The sequence below is a fragment of the Methylolobus aquaticus genome, assembly GCF_054172105.1.
In genome coordinates this window covers 205,139-225,310 of sequence record NZ_JBSYXP010000001.1, presented here as the reverse complement: position 1 = coordinate 225,310, position 20,172 = coordinate 205,139, and the positions used below count along the sequence as shown (strand labels likewise).

Here is a 20,172-nt window from a genome sequence, read left to right as displayed (position 1 = left end):
GCGCTCCACTCACCGGTCGCCGCAAGCCGTGCGGCAGCAGGCTATCGCGAGTTCTTCAAGCATCAGCGTGCGGTTTGCCTGACCGGACAAAGCGCGCTTGGCACCGAAAGCAAGATCGAGCACGCGGTACAGTGCACGCAGGCGGAGTCTGGCCGCGAGCGCGCCCAGGCCTGAGCCAAGGTCCGGATTGTGCACTGCACGGGAACCCGGCGCGATCTTCAGGCGAATGAGATCCTCCAGCCAGGAAATCAAGCACGATACCAACTCCTCAGGGCCGAACTTTTCCCAACGGCCCGCGGCCTGTATGGGGTCTGCGGCGCCAGTAGCCAGCGCTTCGAACGATGTCAGGATATCGCGGCGCGCGACCAGACGGGAGGGCTCCAGGCTGCGTGCGAGCAGCGGAGCACCTCGCGCGACGATGACGCGCAGTTGCGCCTCTTCCGCCGGCACGTGGTTCCGCAACCACGCCTCGGTCGCCGCACGCGGCGGCAAGGTCACCGCCACCCGCTGACAGCGACTCCGAATCGTTGGCGGCACGGCGCCGGGCTGTTCCGCCAGCAACACGAAACAGGTTTGCAGATCCGGTTCCTCCAGGGTTTTCAGCAAGCTGTTCGCGGCGTAGCGATTCAACCGGTCGACCCTTGGCAGTACCACCATTCGATTATGTGCGTATTGTGGACGAAGCGACAGCGACGCAATGATGTCGCGGACGAGATCCGTCTTCACCGCCTTGCCCGGTTCCGGCGACTCGACGATCACGAAGTCCGGATGCGTCTCCGCCTCCAGCAGGCGACAGGATCCGCATTCGCCACAGGCAAACTCGCCCCTTTCCGAAGGACACAACCGGCGCGCGGCGAAAGCTCGCGCCAGTTCCATCTTGCCCGTCCCTGCGGGGCCATGCACCAGCAGCGCGTGCGGCACACGTCCGTCGGCAATGTAGGTGCGCAGCGCAGACCAGGGGCCTTCCAGCCATGGCAAGGCGGTCAGTAAATCAGAACCAGGAAGCACAGCGTTGCTCCAGTGCTGCGAGGAGGTGGGATCGCACTGCGTCGGCCGGACCCGAGGCACCAATCACGACGATGCGCTCCGGGAATGCCGCAGCCCGCTCCAGATAAGCATCACGCACCCGCTCCTGAAAAGCGAGCGCCTCGGACTCGAAACGGTCCGTGCCGCCGCGGGCGAGCACACGTGCCCTTCCAACCTCGACCGGCGCATCCAGCAACAGTGTGAGGTCCGGCTGCAGCGCGCCCGGCAAGAGCCGCTCCAGAAACCGCAGAGTCGCTGCAGGAACCCCGCGACCTCCGCCCTGATAGGCATAACTGGAATCCGTGAAGCGGTCGGAGACGACCCAGCAACCCCGCGCGAGCGCAGGCCAGATGAGTTCCTGAACGTGCTGCACACGCGCGGCGAACATCATCAGCAACTCCGCCTCGACGGTAACGTGTTCGCTGTGCAACAACAGCGCCCTCAGTCCCTCCCCCAGTTGCGTGCCGCCAGGCTCGCGTGTCACGACAACCTCGCGGCCCCAGGCCCGGATCCGTTCGGCAACGGCCTCGATGCAGGTCGTCTTGCCAACACCCTCCCCGCCTTCCAGCGTGATGAAGCGCCCGCTATTCATCATGCCGTTGTTTCTTTAAGAATGCCGCTACCGCGCGCTGATGCTCGGCCAGCGTGCTGGAAAACACGTGAGACCCGTTACCCGCGGCAACGAAATACAGGCTGTCGCCCGCATCCGGGTGCAGCGCCGCCTGCAGTGACGCCAACCCCGGCATCGCGATTGGCGTCGGCGGCAGACCGGCCCGGGTGTACGTGTTGTAGGGAGTATCAGAAAGCAAGGCCTGCCGTGTGATGTCACCGCGGTAAGCGGCCCCCATACCGTAGATCACGGTGGGGTCGGCCTGCAATCGCATGCCGCGGCGCAAGCGCCTTACGAACACGCCCGCGACACGGGGCCGCTCGGCATCGATCGATGTTTCCTTTTCGACGATCGATGCCAGCGTCAAGGCTTCCGTCGGCGTCGCGTAGGGCAGCCCGTCCTGTCGCTGGCGCCATTCCGTTTCGAGCACCGAGGCCATCTTCTCGTTGGCCCTTCGCAGCAATTCGGTATCCCGATAGCCCTTGGCGAACAGATAGGTATCCGGGAAAAAACGTCCCTCGGGATGTTCTCCGGCCAAACCGATGGCGGCGAGCAGTTCGTCGCGGCCACGACCCGCCAAGGCGTGCTCAAGGGCCGGATGGGCCTGCACCGCATTCAGGATCTGATCGAAGGTCCAGCCCTCGACAAAGGTGATCGCGTGGCGACGGGTTTTCCCCGATGCCAGCAAGGCGAGCAACTGTTCGATCGAGACATGGGGCGGGATCACGTACTCACCGTACTTCAGATTGCGCGCCACGCCTTTCCAGTAGGCCTGGAAAACCAGCCATTTCGGCCATTCGGAGATCCCCTCGGCGCGAAGGCGCCGCGCTACCCCGCGCACGCTCTCGCCCTTGCGGATCTCAAAAATGGTCTCGCTGGAATTTGCCGAAACGGCCCTCACTGCGCCGAGAAACTCTGCCGCAAGGAACAGCAGGCCAACCAGCAGGATGGCGACACCCGCCCAGCGCCAGCGACTCACACCGTGCCCCCGGTTTCGGCCCGAATGCGGGCCTCGAGCTGCCGGTGAAGGCGCTGCGTCACCGGACCTACTGTCCAGGCCAGGTTGTCCAACGCCACGACAGGCCAGATCCGGATCAGGCTGTTGGTCAGGAATACCTCACTGGCCGCACCCAATTCATCGACGGCCACCCGCCGAACTTCGGTTCCAATCCCCTCAGCCGCTGCGAGCGCCAGTACGACCGAACGCATGACACCTGCCACACCGCATCCAGATAGGTCGGGTGTCACCAAGCGCCCTCCGACAACCAAGAAAACGTTGGACATCGTCCCCTCGATCAGGGCCCCTGCATTGTCCAGCATCAGACCCTCGCGAATGAGCGCATCGTCCCACTCGCTGCGGGCCAGGATTTGCTCGAGCCGGTTCATGTGCTTGATTCCCGCGAGCGCGGGATTGACGCCGAGGCGGGACCGACAGAGCCTCACACGAACCCCCTGTTCCGAAGCCTGGCATGAGTGGCTGACGTGCTCCTGCAGACTCAGCACCCGCGTCGGCTGTGTGTCGGCGGTCGGCCGGTAGCCGCGTGGACCGGCCCCGCGCGTGATCTGGATCTTCAGCACGCCATGGCTCTTGACACGACACAATTGCCGGACCTCGGGCTCCAGCACGGAATCCGTGGGAAACGGGATACCGAGCCGGCCACAGTCCCCAGCCAGACGCATCAGATGAAGCGGGAGGAAAATCGGGTGTCCGGCCAAGACCGGCAAGGTCGTGAAGACGCCGTCGCCGTACTGGAAGCCCCGGTCTGCTGCCTCGATGCAGTGACCGTAACGGCCGTTGATCAACAGCATGGCACTCATCATTCTTGCGAATCGGGCGCGACGCGAGACACGTCTTCGCAGCGGCTCATGCAATCCTGCCGGGATAAACCGGGCTGCACGCCGCGCCGACACCATGGTCGGCTTCAAGCTGTCTGGCAGGCTCAGCGCCAGCGCTTGAAAATCAGCGTGCCGTTCGTGCCGCCGAAGCCGAACGAGTTGGACATTGCAACCTCGAGCGGGGCTTCGCGGGCCACATGCGGGACGTAGTCCAGATCGCACTCCGGGTCAGGGTTATCGAGATTGATGGTCGGCGGGATTACCTGATCCTGCAGCGCAAGAACGGAAAATATCGCCTCCACTCCGCCTGCAGCACCCAACATGTGTCCGGTCATTGACTTCGTCGAACTGATCGGAACCCGGTAGGCATGCTCGCCCAAGGCCGACTTGATCGCTTGCGTTTCGGCAAGATCACCGGCCGGTGTCGAGGTCCCGTGCGCATTGACGTAGTCGATCGCATCGGCGTTAAGGGCAGCATCACGCAACGCCAGCCGCATACATCGGGCAGCACCCTCGCCATCCTGCAATGGCTGAGTCATGTGGTAGGCGTCCGAACTCGTGCCATAGCCGATGAGTTCGGCGTAGATCCGCGCTCCGCGCCGCCGGGCATGTTCCAGTTCCTCGAGCACGACTACGCCGGCACCATCGCTGAGTACGAAGCCGTCACGGTCCCTATCCCAGGGTCGACTGGCCTTCGCCGGATCGTCATTGCGACGGGATAGCGCGCGCGCTGAAGCGAACCCGCCCAGCGATGTCGGAGACGTTGCCATCTCGGCCCCGCCGGCCACCATCGCGTCCGCATCGCCATACTGGATGATCCGCGCGGCCTCGCCGATGTTGTGGGTACCGGTCGCGCAGGCGGTCACAATCGCGATGTTCGGGCCCTTCAGTCCGTATTTGATGGACAGATTTCCCGAGATCATGTTGATGATGTTGCTCGGCACGAAGAAAGGCGAGATCTTTCGCGCGCCCCCTTTCAGGAAGGCGTTGTGACCTTCTTCGATCCCGGTGATGCCACCGATGCCCGCGCCGATCGCGACGCCGATCCGTTCCGCATCGTCCCGTTCGGCCGTCAGCCCGGAATCCTCCATTGCCTGACACCCGGCAGCCAGCCCGTAATGGATGAATACATCCATTTTCCGTGCTTCCTTCTCGGGGATGTAGCGGGCAATATCGAAGCCCTTGACGCTGCCTCCGATGCGGGTCGCGAAACCCGAAACGTCGAAGCATTCGATGGGGCCGATACCGCCGCGTCCCTCCCGGACGTTGGTCCACGACTCGGCAGCGGTGAGGCCGACAGGCGACACCATGCCGAGCCCCGTGACGACGACACGTCGTTTGGTCAAGGGTCTACCTGCTTGGTCGAAAAGATGGAACGCCCCGGGGCTGCCCCGGCTGCGGAAATGGCAGGAGGGTCGTGAAGACTCAGGAGTGGCTTTCGATGTAATCGATGGCCTGCTGGACTGTGGTGATTTTCTCGGCGTCCTCGTCCGGAATTTCGCATTCGAATTCCTCTTCGAGCGCCATGACCAACTCCACGGTATCCAGAGAGTCAGCGCCAAGGTCGTCCACGAAGGAGGCTTCGTTGGAAATCTCGTCCTTCACCCCAAGCTGCTCGGCAACGATCTTCTTGACACGTTCTGCAACGTCGCTCATTTCAAATCCTCGATTGTTCTCATTGTCTGTGAGGCGCACATAGTAAAAGGGAACATTCATCAATACAAGACGACGGATGTACCCCTCTACCTCCACTGAAAACTCGCCCGCCGCGGCGCAAACGGCGTTCGATGAACGTTCCCCCGGTCCGCACTTCGAACCGCGGCAAGCTCCACCCGCCCGGTGTACCGACGGCTCCCGCCGCGGGACAGACCGAACCCGCAGCCCACGTTAGGGCATCAGCATCCCACCATTGACATGCAGGGTCTCACCGGTGATGTATGCCGCCTGATCGGAAACGAGGAAGGCGACAGCCGCCGCGATATCGTCGGCCTGGCCGAGACGTCCCAGCGCGATGCTGCCGATCAGCGCGGCCTTATGTTCCTCGGGCAAAGCGTCCGTCATGTCGGTCGCGATGAATCCGGGCGCAACGGCGTTGACCGTGATGCCACGGGACCCGACTTCCCGGGCCAATGATTTCGTGAATCCGATCATCCCCGCCTTGGACGCCGCATAGTTTGTCTGTCCGGCGTTACCCATCGCGCCAACGACGGAGCCGATATTGACGATGCGCCCGGTCTTGGCCTTCATCATCCCGCGGATACAGCCCTTGCACAGGTGGTACACCGAGCTCAGGTTGGTCTGGATGACCCCGTCCCACTCTTCATCCTTCATCCGCATCAGCAGATTGTCCCGCGTGATGCCGGCGTTGTTCACCAGTACGGTCGGTGCGCCGAATTCCTCGGCGACCGACTTCAGAAAGGGCTCGATCGAAGACACATCGGAGACATCGAGCACACGACCGACGCCGGACAAGCCCGCGTCGGCGAACATCGCGCCGATACCGTCAGCCCCGGAGGACGTCGTTGCGGTAGCAATTACCATCAAACCGTCGGCGGCCAATCGCATCGCAATCGCGCGCCCGATGCCGCGGCTGCCTCCGGTCACTATTGCAATCGTCTGGCTCATACCAACAACTCCCGTGCCACAGCGAAGCTCTCCAGATCGTGGATCGACACCGACCGGCAGTCGGATGCTATTCGCTTGTTCAGACCGGTCAACACTTTCCCGGGCCCACACTCGACGATGTGTGTCACACCATGACCGACCAGATGGCGGACCGTCTCGGTCCACCGCACCGACTCGTGCAACTGCGCGGCCAAGACGTCACGGAGGTCGTCGGCCTCAGGGTGCTCGCCCACATCGACGTTGTGAACGACGCGCACGACCGACGGAGCGATCGATAAGGACGACAGCAAGGCGCGCAGTTTGCCGGCCGCGTCACTCATCAGCGCGCAGTGCGAAGGCACGCTGACCGGCAACATCATGGCCCGTTTCGCTCCGGCCTGTTTCGCCTGTTCCACGGCGGTCGCAACGGCTGCCGCATGCCCGGCAATGACGACCTGACCTGGCGCATTGAAGTTCGCGGCGGCGACCAGCGCATCGGGGGTCGACAGTTCCCGACACAGGTGCCCGACCTGCTCGTCGGTCAGGCCCAGCAAGGCCGCCATCGCACCGACACCTTCAGGCACGGCTTCCTGCATCAGCTTGCCGCGCATCCGGACCAGCTGCACTGCGTCAGCGAAGGCGATGCGTCCAGCGCACACCAAAGCGGTGTACTCGCCCAGGCTGTGTCCGGCCATCCAGGCCGGACGCGCGTCCGACTCGGCCTGCCAGAGCCGCCAGACCGCGACGCCAGCCGCGAGCATGGCCGGCTGTGTGTTCTCGGTCCGATTCAGTTCCTCGGCCGGACCTTCGCTGACGAGCCGCCACAGATCGAAGCCCAAGACCTGCGAGGCCTCTGCGAAAGTGCTGTCGACCTCGGGCCGGACCTCGGACAGGCTGCGCAGCATCCCGATGGACTGGGAGCCCTGACCGGGAAACACGAAGGCCAACTGCTCGGACGCGACTGTCATGTCTGCTCTGTCTCCGTCGTTCAATACCGAACCAGCGCGGAACCCCAGGCGAACCCACCGCCGAAGGCCTCCATCAGGATATTCTGCCCCGGTCGGATGCGTCCGTCGCGAACCGCGGCATCCAGCGCCAGCGGAACCGAGGCCGAAGAGGTATTGCCCTGCTTCTCGATGGTCACGACCACGCGATCCATCGACATCCGAAGCTTCTTCGCCGTCGCCGTGATGATCCGGATATTGGCCTGATGCGGCACCAGCCAGTCGATATCCGACTTTTTCATGTGGTTCTGGGCCAACGTCTCGTCGACGATCCGACCCAAGGTGTTGACGGCGACCTTGAACACCTCGTTGCCCTGCATCTGCAGAAAACCGGACTCATCCCCGTTGCTACCGGGTGCCGAGCGACTTGGCAGGAAGAGCAAATCCTGATACTGGCCATCCGAGTGGATATGCGTGCTGAGGATCCCCGGCGTGTCCGAAGCCTCGAGCAAAACCGCGCCGGCCCCGTCACCGAACAGAATGCAGGTACTCCGATCGCTCCAGTCGACGATACGCGAATTGATCTCGCTGCCGATCACCAGCACCCGTTTGGCGTGTCCCGAACGGACATACTGATCGGCGACGCTGAGTGCGAAGATGAACCCGGAGCACGCCGCCTGCACGTCGAAGGCCGCACAGCGCCGTATGCCGAGTCGCTGCTGCACCAGACAGGCAGTACTCGGAAAGACGCGGTCGGGACAACTGGTTGCAACGATGATCAGGTTGATGCTGTCGGGATCGATATCCGCCATTTCGATCGCGGCGCGGGCCGCGTTCTCGGCCATGCTCGAGGCGGTTTCCCATTCCTCGGCCACGCGTCGCTCGCGAATTCCGGTCCGCTCGACGATCCATGCATCCGAGGTATCTACACTCTTGGCAATGTCGTCGTTGGTGACGACCTTCGCCGGCACGTAGCCGCCGGTGCCGACGATGCGGGCGAACCGGGTCAAGCGGATTTCCTCTCCGCGAAGATACTGGCGATCCGTTCCTCGATACGCATCGGTACCGCCTTCTCGACCTCCTTCGCAGCGATCATGATGGCATTCGCGAAAGCGAGGCGATCGGCGTTACCGTGACTTTTCACGACGATGCCGCGCAGCCCGATCAATGTGGCGCCGTTGTATTTGCGGGGATCGATCCGGTCCTTGAACGATTTGAGCACGGGCACCGACGCCAGCCCGACCAGCTTCGTGAGCCAGTTTCGTCCGAATTCCTGCCGCATCAGCTGGCTGATCATCTTGGCCAGACCTTCGCTGGTCTTCAGCGCAACGTTGCCAACAAAGCCATCGGTTACAACGACATCGATAGACCCGGAATACAGATCGTTACCCTCGACATACCCGGCAAAGTTGATATGCGAATCGGCGATCAGGCGCGCGGCCTGCTTCACCTGTTCGTTACCCTTGATCTCCTCCTCGCCGATATTCAACAGCCCGACGCGAGGATTATCCTTGTCTTCAACTGCGCGGACGAGTTCATAGCCCATGACGGCGAACTGCAGCAAATGCTCGGCCGAGCAATCGACATTCGCGCCGAGATCTAGCACATGGGTATGTCCGGCCACCGACGGAACGGCCGAGATGATCGCCGGGCGATCGATACCCGGCAGGGTCTTTAGCACGAACTTGGCGATTGCCATCAGCGCGCCGGTGTTGCCGGCACTGACGCACGCGTGTGCGGTCCCGTCCTTGACCAAGTTGATTGCCACGCGCATCGACGAGTCTTTCTTGTTCCGCAGCGCCTTCGACGGCAGCTCGTGCATTTCCACGCGCTCCGAAGCGTGATGCACGCGCAGCCGCGCGCCGAGACGCTGCTCAGCGTCCGCCACGAGGGGGGCCACCTGAGCCTCATCGCCGACGAGAATCAGGCTCAGCGCCGGATTGGCCGCCAGACACTCCAGCGCGGCCGGAACCACGACCGAGGGACCGAAGTCACCCCCCATCGCATCGAGAGCTATTGTTGTGGGCGAGATCACGCGCACCTACCTGCAGCGTGTGGACGAGAATGCGGGGAGGGCGTCGACGCGGCGAGCCTACTCGGCCTCGACCTCACTCTTCGGCGTAAAGATGCGACGACCGCGATAATAGCCATCCGGGCTGACGTGGTGGCGCAAATGCGTTTCGCCGGTCGTGGCTTCCAGCGACAGAGCCGCAGGACGCAGCGCGTCGTGCGCACGACGCATGCCGCGCTTCGATCGAGTTTTCCGGTTCTGTTGTACGGCCATACCTTGTACCTAGCTCCTACCTAATTCTGCTTCGTATTGGATGGAAACAATCCCGCCAGATCGGCAAACGGCCGCCGCCTTACGTTCCCGTCGGCTCCGGCTGCGACCGCCTCTTGCCCGACAGTTTCGCAGACCTCATGCCGCGGCACCTGAGGAATCGACAGCAGGATCTCGTCTTCGACGATTTCGGCGACACGTAGCACGCGCGGCTCATCGAGAATCACGGGTTCGAAGGGTTCGGGCAGCAGGTCCGCTTGCTCGATTGAGCCGACGAAGCCCAGGGCCACTTCCCGTTCGATGGCGTAAGCCAGATCGCCGAGACAGGATTGACATTGCAAGACCACTCCGGCCTCGACGCGTCCACGCGCCCCTACCACGACGCCCTCTTTCCCAAACTCCAAACGGAAGCGAACCTCCCCTGAGGTCGCAACCATTTGATCGCGCAAGCGCTCCATCGCACCGAGTGGGATCGCTCCGGAGACGACCCTGCCCTTCTCAGCAAAGTCGACAGGATCGATGATGTCCGGTAGCCCCTTCGACATAAGCGCGGGATGATAGCGCGAAGCGGAAGCGGATGTCAAAAACAGATGCCCCACCGAACCCCGCCCAAGCGCCCCACAGGCTCAGATGCATGGGCGCGCAACGGGCTTCAAATCAAGGCGCTGTTCCTGCTGCGAAGCGAGCGGTTCTTCCTCTGATTCGCCAGCCCGCCCGTAGAGACGGATCCAGTCTGCCACGATGGCCGACGAGCGAGGAGAAAGTTGCGGCCATGCGAAGCGCCAGCGCCAGTTGGCGTCACTGAGCGTGCCGGGCGTATTCATGCGATGCCCCGCGCCCAGACCCAGCAGATCCTGCATCGGAATCATGGCTAGGCGCGCGTCCGACGCCAGCGCGCTGCGAATCAAGGCCTCGGGCATTGGAATCTCCGGAAACCCGAGATACGCGTAAACGTGTTGCTGCTCTTCCGGCTTGAGCCCGGCGAACCACGACACCGTCGTATCGTTGTCGTGCGTACCGGTGTAGACGACGCAATTCGGCGGATGATTATGCGGCAGGTAAGGATTTTCCGGTCCGCCATCGAATGCGAATTGCAGAATCTTCATGCCCGGCAGCGCGAAACGGTCGCGCAGCGCATCAACCTCCGGGGTGATCACCCCGAGGTCTTCCGCAATCAATGGCAACGCTGCGCCGTCCCGGGCAAAGGCCCGCAGTGCTGTCTCCAGCAGACGCTCTCCCGGCGCCTTGACCCAGCGCCCCTCAATCGCGGTTGCGGCATCCGCAGGTATCTCCCAGTAGGCTTCGAATCCGCGAAAGTGGTCGATGCGCACCCAGTCGTACAGCGCGAACTGACTGCGCAGCCGACCGAGCCACCATTGGAAGCCATCCGCCTCCATGACCGCCCAGTCGTAGTGCGGGTTACCCCAGCGCTGACCGGTTGCCGAAAAATAGTCCGGCGGCACACCGGCCACGACGCGCGGGTGGCCCTCGGGGGTCAGATCGAAGTATTCGCGGGAGGCCCACACGTCGGCACTGTCGCCGGCGACAAAGATCGGCATGTCCCCGAACAGCAGCACACCTTTCTGTCGTGCGTAGTCCCGCACGACGTTCCATTGCACATGGAAGACGAACTGCTCGAATTCAAAGCGCGACACGTCCGCGGCCAGACGGCGCCGCGCCACGGCGAGAGCGGCCGGCCACCGATCACGCAGCGAGGCCGGCCACTGCTGCCAGGGGTCCTGACCGCATTCTTCGCGCACCGCCATGAACAGCGCGTAATCGTCGAGCCACCATTGATGGTCGGCCACGAATTCCCGGAATGCCACGCGCTCGGGCGTGCTTTCTGGCAGGGCCAGAAAAGTCTTGAAGGCATCGGCGATGGCCTGCCGCCGGGCCCGCTCGGTCTCGAGCGGCGTAGAACCCGGATCGAATCGGGCCAGCCATCCCTTCTCGACGAACCAGCGCGGATCAATCAGCAGCGGACTGCCGGCGTGCACCGACAAACATTGGTAGGGAGAACCGTCGGGATGGGTCGGGTTGATCGGCAAGGTCTGCCAGATCGAAAGCCCCAAATCGGATAACCAGTCGACGAACCGAAGGGCATCGGCACCGAGGTCGCCGTTGCCGGCCCCGCCGGGGAGAGAAGTGATGTGCAGAAGAACCCCGGCACGGCGGCGATCGAGAATACTGTTTGCCTGTGTCACGCTGGACTGATATCCCCCTTGCGGATCAAATGGCGCGAGCACGGAAACCCGTGCTCGCGGTTAAGACCCCGGAGGCAGGACCGCCCCGCCCCCCTGAGTCGGCTGACTGCCCCCAACCAAAAAGCGTACCGCAACGCGTACCCGGAATACTCAAGACGTCGCGGCAGCGGTCTCACCTGGCGTAGTGCAATTTTTGGCCCAGGTCATCGGGGGTAACCAGCACCACACCCCCCGGACTGACATGGAAGCGCTTCGCATCCTCCGCCGGATCTTCACCAATCACTGTGTTCGGCGGAATATTGCAGCCCTTGTCGATGACCGCCTTGGTAATCCGGCAGTGCCGGCCTATGTTGACATCCGGCAGGATCACGGAATCTTTCACGACACAGAAGCTGTTGACGCGAACGTTCGAAAACAGCAACGAGTGGCGTACTTCCGAACCCGAAATGATGCAGCCCCCGGAAACCATAGAATCGACCGCCATACCTCTCCGGTCGGGATCATCGAAGACGAACTTCGCCGGCGGCGTCTGTGCCTGATAGGTCCAGATTGGCCATTCATTATCGTACAGGTTCAGTTCAGGGTCGACATCGATCAGTTCGATGTTGGCGGACCAGTACGCATCCAGGGTGCCGACGTCCCGCCAATAGGCCTGAACGCCGCTCTGCACGTTACGGAATGGATATGCGAAAACGCGGTAGTTCTTAAGCACCGCCGGGATGATGTCCTGACCGAAATCGTGGCTGGAGCCGACCGTATCGGCATCCTTGATCAATTGCTCGAACAGGAAGGCGGTGTTGAAGATATAGATTCCCATCGAGGCCAGCGTGTAATCCGGCCGCCCCGGCATCGGCGGCGGATTCAGCGGTTTTTCGATGAACTCCCGGATGCGGGAGTCATCACCCACATCCATGACGCCGAAGGCGCCGCTGGCCTCTTCGAGCGTGACTTCCATGCAGCCGATCGTGAGATCGGCCTGATTCTCGACATGGGCGGCCAGCATCAGACCGTAGTCCATCTTGTAGATGTGATCACCGGCCAGCACGACGATATACTCGGGCGCCCGCTGCCGCAGGATGTCGAGGTTCTGATACACGGCATCGGCAGTACCCGAATACCAGGTATCCACCAGGCGCTGCTGGGCCGGCATGATGTCGATGAACTCGCCGAACTCGGCCCGGAGGAAACCCCAGCCCTGCTGGATATGACGGATCAGCGAGTCGGCCTTGTACTGGGTCAGCACCCCAACGCGGCGAATACCCGAATTGAGGCAGTTCGACAGCGCGAAATCGATGATACGGAACTTGCCGCCGAAGGGCACCGCGGGCTTGGCCCGCCATTCCGTGAGTTTGTGAAGTCGGGAGCCGCGTCCTCCGGCAAGGATCAAGGCCATGCTCTGCCGGGTGAGGCGACTGACGAAACGCGATGAATGGCTTGATCCTGGCATGTGCAACTCCCGATGCAAGTGGTTCACGGCCCCTTGAGCGCGGGCAATAAGGGCTCAAATTTGTTACCATCGCCGGTCAACTGGTAGGCCTGTTGTCGGCTGCTGGGCGGACGAATTGTACTATTAGAGGATCGATCAAGTGAACCTGAGCGAAGGGCAAGCCCACCTCCATATCCGCTCCGACCTTCCCGAAGACCTCGTCAGACTGATCGAAGCCCGGCACCATGACCCGTTTTCGGCGCTCGGCCGTCACCGCCGCGAAGGCGCCGACCTGATCCGGCTGATTCTTCCGCAAGCCGAGCACGTCACGCTTGGCGACGACGGACCCGAGGTCCCGCGGATCCCCGGGACCGACCTTTTCGAACTGGACATCAGCGGCCTCGAAATCCCCTACCACTACCGGCTGCACTGGCTCGACAAGCAAGGCCAGCGACAGAATCACATCGACCCCTACACGTTTCCGCCGCAGTTGTCCGACTTCGACCTGTACCTGTTCGGCGAAGGGCGTCATTGGCACATCTACCGGATTCTCGGCGCGCACCCGCACACGATCGACGGCATCCCCGGTACCTTGTTCGCGACCTGGGCTCCGAACGCCGAGCGCGTCAGCGTCGTCGGCGATTTCAACGAATGGGACGGACGCCGGCACCCGATGCGGATCCACGGCAGCAGCGGAGTCTGGGAGCTTTTCATTCCCGAGTTGCCGAGCGGCACGCTCTACAAGTTCGAGATCCGCAACCGCCAATACGGCAGCATCCTGCTGAAGACGGACCCCTACGGACAGGAATTCGAGCTGCGTCCCAACACGGCATCGATCGTCCGCAGCGGCGAACCCTACCCGTGGTCCGACGCCGCGTGGATCGAAGCCCGTCAGGGCTGGGACTGGCTGCACGAGCCGCTGTCGATCTACGAGGTCCACCTGGGCTCCTGGCGCCGCACGGCAGACGGTGAGTTCATCGGCTATCGGGAACTGGCGGCCCAACTGGTTCCGTACGTCAAGGCACAGGGCTTCACGCACATCGAGCTGCTGCCGATTACCGAACACCCTCTGGACGCCTCCTGGGGCTATCAGACCACCGGTTATTTCGCCCCGACCCGCCGCTTTGGCAATCCGGATGACTTCCGCTACTTCGTAGACTACTGCCACCAGCACGGCGTGGGCGTGATGCTGGACTGGGTGCCGGCGCATTTCCCGAAGGATGCACACGGCCTGGCGAACTTCGACGGCACCGCATTGTACGAGCACGCCGATCCCCGGCTGGGCGAGCACCGCGACTGGGGCACGCTGATCTATAACTACGGCCGCAACGAAATCCGTAACTTCCTGATCGGCAGCGCCCTGTTCTGGCTGGAAGAGTTCCATCTCGACGGCCTGCGTGTCGATGCCGTGGCGTCCATGCTCTACCTCGACTATTCCCGACAGCCGGGCGACTGGATTCCGAACAAGTATGGCGGCAACGAGAATCTCGAGGCGATCGCCTTCCTGCGCGACCTCAATACCGTGACTCATCAGCAGCATCCGGGCGTGCTCATCATGGCCGAGGAGTCCACGGCCTGGCCCCAGGTCACACGCCCCACCTGGACCGGTGGTCTCGGCTTCTCGATGAAGTGGAACATGGGCTGGATGCACGACTCCCTGGTCTATATGGGGAAGGACCCGGTGCACCGCCACTACCATCACGACATGCTGAGCTTCGGCCTGTTGTACGCGTTCACCGAGAATTTCATTCTGCCCTTCTCGCATGACGAGGTTGTGCACGGCAAACGCTCACTGCTGCACCGGATGCCCGGCGACGAATGGCAGCGCTTCGCCAACCTGCGCGCCCTGTACACCTACATGTTTACCTACCCGGGCAAGAAGCTGCTCTTCATGGGCTGCGAGTTCGGCCAGGGCGAAGAATGGAACTTCGACCGCGAGCTCGACTGGTACGTGGTCGATTATCCACTGCACAAAGGCGTACAGCGACTCGTCGCAGACCTGAACGCCCTTTATCGTGAGGATTCCGCACTGCACTATCACGATTTCGAGGGCCAGGGCTTCGAATGGATCGACTGCCACGACGCAACGCAGTCGGTGCTGAGCTACCTGCGCCGCAATGGCGAAGAGTTCACGGTGACTGTTCTGAACCTGACCCCGGTGCCGCGCTACGATTACCGCATCGGCGTCCCGCTGGACGGCCACTACCGTGAGGTCCTGAACTCCGACGCCACCGTGTATGGCGGCAGCGGCACGGCCAATGGCGAACTCGAGGCCGAAACTCGGGAATGGATGGGCAGGCCTTACTCCATACGTCTGACCTTACCGCCGCTGGCGGGCATCGTAATCCGGCCGGTGACGGCGGAAGGCTCGGAACCGTGAAGAAAATCCTGTTCGTCTCCAGCGAGGTCTTCCCTCTGATGAAGACCGGCGGGCTGGGGGACATCTCCAGCAGCCTGCCGGGCGCATTGCACGCACTGGGGCAGGATGTCCGCGTGCTGACGCCGGCTTATGGCGACACGCTCACGGCCTTGGCACACACCCGCGAAATCACCATCGTTCAGGCCGGGACGGAACTCCGCCTCGTCGAGGGGACGATCCCTGAGACTTCGGTGCCGATCTGGCTGCTCGTTCATCCCGACTTCTCCGAACGCCCCGGCAACCCGTACCTGGCGCCGGACGGCTCGCCGTGGCTCGACAACGCGGAGCGCTTCACGTTTCTGTGCCGGGCCGCCGTCGACATCGCGATGGACCGTGTGGGTCTGGGCTGGAAGCCCGAACTGGTGCACTGCAACGACTGGCAAACCGGGCTGATTCCGCCCTTGCTGGCCGATGAGCCGGCGCGCCCGGCAACCGTCTTCACGGTTCACAACATGGCCTATCAGGGGCTGTTCCCACACGACGTCTTCCTCCGGCTGGGCCTACCGCGCTGGCTCTGGTCGCCGGACGCCCTGGAGTTCTACGAGCAGATGTCGTTCATCAAGGGCGGGCTGGTGTTCTCCGACCGGATCAACACCGTCAGCCCGACCTATGCCGAAGAGATTCAAACCGACGAATTCGGATGCGGTCTGCAAGGCCTGCTGAGAAAGCGCCGCAACGACTTGCGCGGGATCCTGAACGGCATCGACGACGGACACTGGAACCCCGCCAGCGATGCGTTGATCGAGGCCCGATTCGACGTGACATCACTGGATCAGAAAGCCCTCAACAAAACGGCGTTGCGGCGCGAATTCGCGTTGCATGACGCACCGGACCGCGCCCTGGCGGTGCTGGTCGGGCGTCTCGTGCAGCAGAAAGGCATTGATCTCGTCGTTGAGGCGATCCCGGACCTGATCGAAGCCGGGGTGCAACTGGCGGTGCTCGGAACCGGCGATCCGGTCTACGAACAGCGGCTGCTGCAGGCCGTAAGACGCTATCCGGGCCAGGTCGGCGTACGGATTGGCTATGACGAGGCGCTCGCTCACCGGGTCGAGGCCGGCGCCGATCTGTTCCTGATGCCGTCGCGCTTCGAGCCTTGCGGCCTGAACCAGATGTACAGCCAGCGTTACGGTACCGTGCCTGTGGTCCGGCGCGTCGGCGGCCTGGCCGACACGGTCGAGGATGCCAACCCGACCAATCTGACGCTGGGCCGGGCCAGCGGCATTTTGTTCCACGAACCGACACCGGCGGCCCTGGTCAAGGCCGTGCAGCGGGCACTGGTGATTTATCGTCAGCCGGCAGTCTGGCGGAAACTGCAGTGTACCGGCATGTGCAAGGATTTCTCGTGGCGGCAAAGCGCCCGGCAGTACCTGGAGTTGTATCGCGCTGCGGTGCTTTCCTGCCAGCAGGCGAAGGAATCGGCCGGAGCACATTTCCGCAATTGAGTCAGGCACGGCGCAACGCTGTCACGCCAGTCAACGGAGTTCAGAGCTCGGGATCGTTCAGCGCGCCGTAACGCGTTCGGAGTTGGTCCCGGTTCAGCGCGAGCCATTGCAGGGCCACGATCGGGATCGCCGAATCGATTTTGCCCTGCGCAAGCAGATCGATCGCGTCCCGGTAATCGACGACTCGGACCCAGATGTCCTCCTGTTCCTCCGCCAGTCCGTAATGGCCGCCGATCTGACTCGCATCGACGATCCCACAGAACAGCGTCAGCTTTTCGGAACACCCTCCTGGCGTCGTGAAGAACTCATAGACCGGAATCAGCTCTTCGAGCGTGCAGCCGGCTTCTTCCAGGGCCTCACGGTGCGCGACTTCCGGCGGCTCCTCGCCCTCTTCGATCGCCCCGGCGACGATCTCCAGCAACCACGGATCCTGCTCGGTCTTCATCGCGCCCACGCGGAACTGCTCGATCAACACCACTCGATCCAGTTTCGGATCGTAGGGGATCACCGCGACGCAGCGCCCGCGATGAAACAGCTCGCGCTCCAGGACCTCGGACCACCCTCCGCGATACAGCGTATGGCGGAACCGGTAACGAAACAGGCTGAAGAAGCCCTGGTAGACGGTTTCTTCCTCCACGACCGAAAAGGCTTTGTCCATCGGGACAGCGTCCTTGCTCAGCGCAGGGTTGCCGTCAGCAACTGGTTTTTCCACAGCAACCCGGCAAACGTGGTGCCGACACGCTGCGACAAACGCTCGAACCAGTCCTCCGTCTCGGTAAAGTCGGCAAGCTCGGCGGCTCCGATCTCTTTTTCCGCAACCGACCGCACATCACCATAGCCATCGACCAGCCCCAGCGCGACAGCCTCGGGGCCGCTCCAGATCAAGCCCGAGAACAGCTCGGGGTTGTCCTTCAGACGCGCACCCCGACCCTCCTTGACTGCTGCAATGAACTGCTGATGGATGCCGTTCAGAACGGTCTGCACGTGCGCCTGCTCGGTCGGCTGTATGGCCCGGAACGGATCGAGCAGCGCCTTGTGGTCTCCCGCCGTCAATGCGCGCCGTTCGATGCCGAGCTTATCCATCGCGCCGACGAAACCGAAACCATTCATGATGACGCCGATGGAACCGACGATGCTGGAAGGGTTCACGAAGATCTTGTCTGCCGCCGCGGCGATGTAATAACCGCCGGATGCACATAGATCGGTCACGACGGCATGGACCGGCAATTTCGGATGATCCTTTTTAAGGGTCCGAACCGCCTCAAACACATAGGCCGCCTGAACCGGCGTACCCCCGGGCGTGTTCATTTTCAGGATGATGCCCTTGGTGCCCGCGTCCTCGGCCGCCCCCTTCAGCGCCCGGATGATCGCGTCGGCATTGGCGCGACTGCCGTCCGCAATCAGCCCCTCGATCTTGATGACCGCGGTATGAGCCTTGCCGGCCCCTGGACGCGCAGACGAAAGCGGCTTGAACGCGGCCCATAGCGCGATCCCGATATAAGCCAGGAACGCGAGCTTGAAACCGATATTCCAACGCCGCGCGATCCGCTGCTCGCGGATGGATTCCAGCAGCACTTTCTCAAGCACACCGCGCTCCCAGGCGCTTGGCTCCGTTCCACTGGAGGTCTTGTGAGTATGGGTCGGGGCGATTTCCTCGTTCATCGTATTCCGTGTCGGGGTTTGCGAAGTGGACCGGGCGTAGGGCTCAGCCCGCGTGGAGAATTGCCGGCAGATCGACCACCCGGTTCAGACAGCCTAACGGGTTCATTTCGGTCAGCTCGGCGCGATTGTTGGCGCCGCTGGTAACGGCAATCCCGGCGATCCCGGCGTTGGCTGCCATGCGGAGGTCGTGGATCGAGTCACCGATCATGACGGCCCGATGCGGCGCAATGCCGGTGACTGCGAGAATTTCGTGCAGCATCGCGGGATCCGGTTTGGACGCGGTCTCATCGGCGCAGCGCGTCGTCTCGAAGAACGGGCCAACCCCGGTCTGCTCCAGGGCGTGATCCAGCCCCCGCCGAGCCTTGCCGGTCGCGATTGCGAGCCGGAAGCCCGCGTCCCGCAATTCTCCCAGCATATCGGATACCCCATCGAACAGGTCCGCTGCTGTCAACTGACGGGTGAAGAAATGTCGGCGGTAGGCCTCCATCAACGGACCGATGCGCTCGCCGTCCATTCCCGGGAAGGCCGCCTTCAGCGCTTCGTCCAGACTCAAGCCGATGACCGACCGGGCCACGGGATCGGTCGGCACCGGGAGACCGGACTCCAAGGCCGCATTCTGCAGGCACTCGACAATCCAATCGACCGAGTCGAGCAATGTACCATCCCAGTCGAAGACCAGCAGATCGAACCGTCTCACCATCATGGACACCGTTCCAGGAAGGCCTGCAGCTCGGCATCGAGCGGGGCCTCCACCGTCAGCGGCTGGCCCGACCCCGGATGCACGAATGTGAGCCGGGAAGCATGCAGGAAAAGCCGGCGCAGACCCTGTTGCCGAAACGCGCGATTCCGCTCCGACAAACCGTAACGCTCATCGCCGGCAATCGGATGCCCCATGAACTGGGCATGCACGCGGATCTGGTGGGTACGACCCGTGTGCGGCTCCGCCGCAACGAGCGTCGCCGTCTGGAATGCCCGCAGTCGGCGGAATGTCGTCGTGGCCGCTTTGCCGGCGGCGGAGGCCTTGACCATCCGCTCGCCTCCCTGCAGCACATTTTTGTCGAGAGCCGCGTCCACCGTTCGAAATTTCTGATTCCAGGCGCCTGTCAGTAACGCGGTATAAATCTTTTTGACGGCATTCTCGCGGAATTGTTCGTGCAGACCGCGCAGCGCACTGCGTTTCTTGGCGATCACGAGACAGCCGGAGGTATCGCGATCCAGCCGGTGGACGAGTTCCAGAAAACGCGCCTCGGGCCGCAACTTCCGCACGCCTTCGATAATCCCGAGGACCAGACCGCTGCCACCGTGCACGGCGATGCCCGCCGGCTTGTTGATGACCAGCAGTTCGGAATCGTCGATCAGGATCCGCGGCGCCAGCCGCTCTGCGAATGCGTCGACGGCACCGGAGGGTGGCTCATCGGGGCTGGCCGCCACTTGCAGCGGCGGGATGCGGACCAGATCGCCACGGGCGATGCGCCGCGCGGCATCGATCCGTCCGCCGTTAAGGCGGACCTGCCCGGTGCGCAGTATCCGGTAGATGTGGCTTTTCGGAACGCCCTTGAGCTGTGTCAGAAGGAAATTGTCAATGCGCTGTCCGGCGTGTTCCTCGCCGATACGAACAAGCCTGACCGACGCAGGAGGCCGGAGTGTTTCAGTCATTCTCGAATAATAACAAGTTCGTTCGCGAAATTGATGCTGAATGACAAGCTTGTTATAGTGAC

The 20,172-nt window shown here is 62.7% G+C and carries 20 protein-coding genes; 2 read left to right on the top strand and 18 right to left on the bottom strand.

What is annotated here, in order from left to right; all coding sequences use genetic code 11:
- Positions 1-9 precede the first annotated feature (9 nt).
- The 14 genes from holB to glgC form a co-directional block, all read right to left on the bottom strand.
- Positions 10-1,008: a DNA polymerase III subunit delta' gene (gene holB, locus ACW73L_RS01025; RefSeq protein WP_498919451.1), complete on the bottom strand. Its 999-nt coding sequence runs from the start codon at positions 1,006-1,008 to the stop codon at positions 10-12.
- Positions 992-1,618 carry a dTMP kinase gene (gene tmk / locus ACW73L_RS01020; RefSeq protein WP_129882663.1) on the bottom strand — a complete coding sequence of 209 codons (627 nt, stop codon included), beginning with the start codon at positions 1,616-1,618 and terminating at the stop codon, positions 992-994. Before tmk ends, holB begins: the two co-directional genes overlap by 17 nt.
- The gene (gene mltG, locus ACW73L_RS01015) at positions 1,611-2,615 is read right to left on the bottom strand and encodes an endolytic transglycosylase MltG (RefSeq protein WP_498919450.1); all 1,005 of its coding nucleotides are present in this window, start codon (positions 2,613-2,615) and stop codon (positions 1,611-1,613) included. The genes tmk and mltG overlap by 8 nt, the downstream gene beginning before the upstream one ends.
- A complete protein-coding gene (gene pabC, locus ACW73L_RS01010; RefSeq protein ID WP_498919449.1) occupies positions 2,612-3,445 on the bottom strand; it encodes an aminodeoxychorismate lyase in 834 nt (277 codons plus the stop codon). The genes mltG and pabC overlap by 4 nt, the downstream gene beginning before the upstream one ends.
- A gap of 131 nt (positions 3,446-3,576) precedes the next feature.
- Positions 3,577-4,818 (bottom strand): beta-ketoacyl-ACP synthase II, encoded by a 1,242-nt coding sequence (gene fabF, locus ACW73L_RS01005; protein ID WP_498919447.1) that lies wholly within the window; start codon positions 4,816-4,818, stop codon positions 3,577-3,579.
- A gap of 79 nt (positions 4,819-4,897) precedes the next feature.
- Positions 4,898-5,128 carry an acyl carrier protein gene (gene acpP / locus ACW73L_RS01000; protein ID WP_129882511.1) on the bottom strand — a complete coding sequence of 77 codons (231 nt, stop codon included), beginning with the start codon at positions 5,126-5,128 and terminating at the stop codon, positions 4,898-4,900.
- 231 nt (positions 5,129-5,359) lie between these two features.
- Positions 5,360-6,097 carry a 3-oxoacyl-ACP reductase FabG gene (gene fabG, locus ACW73L_RS00995; protein ID WP_498919445.1) on the bottom strand — a complete coding sequence of 246 codons (738 nt, stop codon included), beginning with the start codon at positions 6,095-6,097 and terminating at the stop codon, positions 5,360-5,362.
- Positions 6,094-7,044, bottom strand: a complete 951-nt coding sequence (gene fabD / locus ACW73L_RS00990; RefSeq protein WP_498919444.1) for an ACP S-malonyltransferase — start codon at positions 7,042-7,044, stop codon at positions 6,094-6,096. Before fabD ends, fabG begins: the two co-directional genes overlap by 4 nt.
- A gap of 20 nt (positions 7,045-7,064) precedes the next feature.
- A complete protein-coding gene (locus ACW73L_RS00985; RefSeq protein ID WP_498919443.1) occupies positions 7,065-8,030 on the bottom strand; it encodes a beta-ketoacyl-ACP synthase III in 966 nt (321 codons plus the stop codon).
- Positions 8,027-9,052, bottom strand: a complete 1,026-nt coding sequence (plsX, locus tag ACW73L_RS00980) for a phosphate acyltransferase PlsX (RefSeq protein ID WP_498919834.1) — start codon at positions 9,050-9,052, stop codon at positions 8,027-8,029. Before plsX ends, ACW73L_RS00985 begins: the two co-directional genes overlap by 4 nt.
- A gap of 60 nt (positions 9,053-9,112) precedes the next feature.
- Entirely contained in the window at positions 9,113-9,304 is a 192-nt protein-coding gene (gene rpmF / locus ACW73L_RS00975) for a 50S ribosomal protein L32 (protein WP_129882516.1), read from the bottom strand.
- Positions 9,305-9,324: 20 nt separating this feature from the next.
- Positions 9,325-9,846, bottom strand: a complete 522-nt coding sequence (locus ACW73L_RS00970; protein ID WP_498919442.1) for a YceD family protein — start codon at positions 9,844-9,846, stop codon at positions 9,325-9,327.
- 81 nt (positions 9,847-9,927) lie between these two features.
- Positions 9,928-11,505: a 4-alpha-glucanotransferase gene (malQ, locus tag ACW73L_RS00965; RefSeq protein WP_498919440.1), complete on the bottom strand. Its 1,578-nt coding sequence runs from the start codon at positions 11,503-11,505 to the stop codon at positions 9,928-9,930.
- Positions 11,506-11,677: 172 nt separating this feature from the next.
- Positions 11,678-12,952, bottom strand: coding sequence for a glucose-1-phosphate adenylyltransferase (gene glgC, locus ACW73L_RS00960; protein ID WP_498919439.1), 1,275 nt, complete (start codon positions 12,950-12,952; stop codon positions 11,678-11,680).
- Between the two features lie 145 nt (positions 12,953-13,097).
- Here glgC and glgB point away from each other — a divergent pair, with 145 nt between their 5' ends.
- Entirely contained in the window at positions 13,098-15,311 is a 2,214-nt protein-coding gene (glgB, locus tag ACW73L_RS00955) for a 1,4-alpha-glucan branching protein GlgB (RefSeq protein ID WP_498919833.1), read from the top strand.
- Positions 15,308-16,792: a glycogen synthase GlgA gene (gene glgA, locus ACW73L_RS00950; protein WP_498919437.1), complete on the top strand. Its 1,485-nt coding sequence runs from the start codon at positions 15,308-15,310 to the stop codon at positions 16,790-16,792. The genes glgB and glgA overlap by 4 nt, the downstream gene beginning before the upstream one ends.
- A gap of 40 nt (positions 16,793-16,832) precedes the next feature.
- Here the strand turns inward: glgA and ACW73L_RS00945 are convergent, their stop codons facing one another.
- The 4 genes from ACW73L_RS00945 to rluC are packed head-to-tail and all read right to left on the bottom strand — an operon-like array spanning position 16,833 to position 20,110.
- Positions 16,833-17,450 (bottom strand): NUDIX domain-containing protein, encoded by a 618-nt coding sequence (locus ACW73L_RS00945; RefSeq protein ID WP_498919435.1) that lies wholly within the window; start codon positions 17,448-17,450, stop codon positions 16,833-16,835.
- 17 nt (positions 17,451-17,467) lie between these two features.
- Complete coding sequence (gene sppA, locus ACW73L_RS00940; RefSeq protein ID WP_498919434.1) at positions 17,468-18,454, bottom strand: signal peptide peptidase SppA; 987 nt, start codon at positions 18,452-18,454, stop codon at positions 17,468-17,470.
- 43 nt (positions 18,455-18,497) lie between these two features.
- On the bottom strand, positions 18,498-19,157 hold the full coding sequence (locus tag ACW73L_RS00935) for an HAD-IA family hydrolase (protein WP_498919433.1): 660 nt from the start codon (positions 19,155-19,157) through the stop codon (positions 18,498-18,500).
- Positions 19,154-20,110 (bottom strand): 23S rRNA pseudouridine(955/2504/2580) synthase RluC, encoded by a 957-nt coding sequence (rluC, locus tag ACW73L_RS00930; RefSeq protein ID WP_498919432.1) that lies wholly within the window; start codon positions 20,108-20,110, stop codon positions 19,154-19,156. Before rluC ends, ACW73L_RS00935 begins: the two co-directional genes overlap by 4 nt.
- Positions 20,111-20,172 lie beyond the last annotated feature (62 nt).

Excerpts from the sequence above, each read along its gene's own strand:
- rpmF (WP_129882516.1), bottom strand. The coding sequence starts at position 9,304 with ATGGCCGTACAACAGAACCGGAAAACTCGATCGAAGCGCGGCATGCGT.
- rluC (WP_498919432.1), bottom strand. The coding sequence starts at position 20,110 with ATGACTGAAACACTCCGGCCTCCTGCGTCGGTCAGGCTTGTTCGTATC.
- glgC (WP_498919439.1), bottom strand. The coding sequence starts at position 12,952 with ATGCCAGGATCAAGCCATTCATCGCGTTTCGTCAGTCGCCTCACCCGG.
- tmk (WP_129882663.1), bottom strand. The coding sequence starts at position 1,618 with ATGAATAGCGGGCGCTTCATCACGCTGGAAGGCGGGGAGGGTGTTGGC.
- acpP (WP_129882511.1), bottom strand. The coding sequence starts at position 5,128 with ATGAGCGACGTTGCAGAACGTGTCAAGAAGATCGTTGCCGAGCAGCTT.
- ACW73L_RS00935 (WP_498919433.1), bottom strand. The coding sequence starts at position 19,157 with ATGATGGTGAGACGGTTCGATCTGCTGGTCTTCGACTGGGATGGTACA.
- pabC (WP_498919449.1), bottom strand. The coding sequence starts at position 3,445 with ATGCTGTTGATCAACGGCCGTTACGGTCACTGCATCGAGGCAGCAGAC.
- ACW73L_RS00945 (WP_498919435.1), bottom strand. The coding sequence starts at position 17,450 with ATGGACAAAGCCTTTTCGGTCGTGGAGGAAGAAACCGTCTACCAGGGC.
- fabG (WP_498919445.1), bottom strand. The coding sequence starts at position 6,097 with ATGAGCCAGACGATTGCAATAGTGACCGGAGGCAGCCGCGGCATCGGG.
- fabD (WP_498919444.1), bottom strand. The coding sequence starts at position 7,044 with ATGACAGTCGCGTCCGAGCAGTTGGCCTTCGTGTTTCCCGGTCAGGGC.
- ACW73L_RS00970 (WP_498919442.1), bottom strand. The coding sequence starts at position 9,846 with ATGTCGAAGGGGCTACCGGACATCATCGATCCTGTCGACTTTGCTGAG.
- sppA (WP_498919434.1), bottom strand. The coding sequence starts at position 18,454 with ATGAACGAGGAAATCGCCCCGACCCATACTCACAAGACCTCCAGTGGA.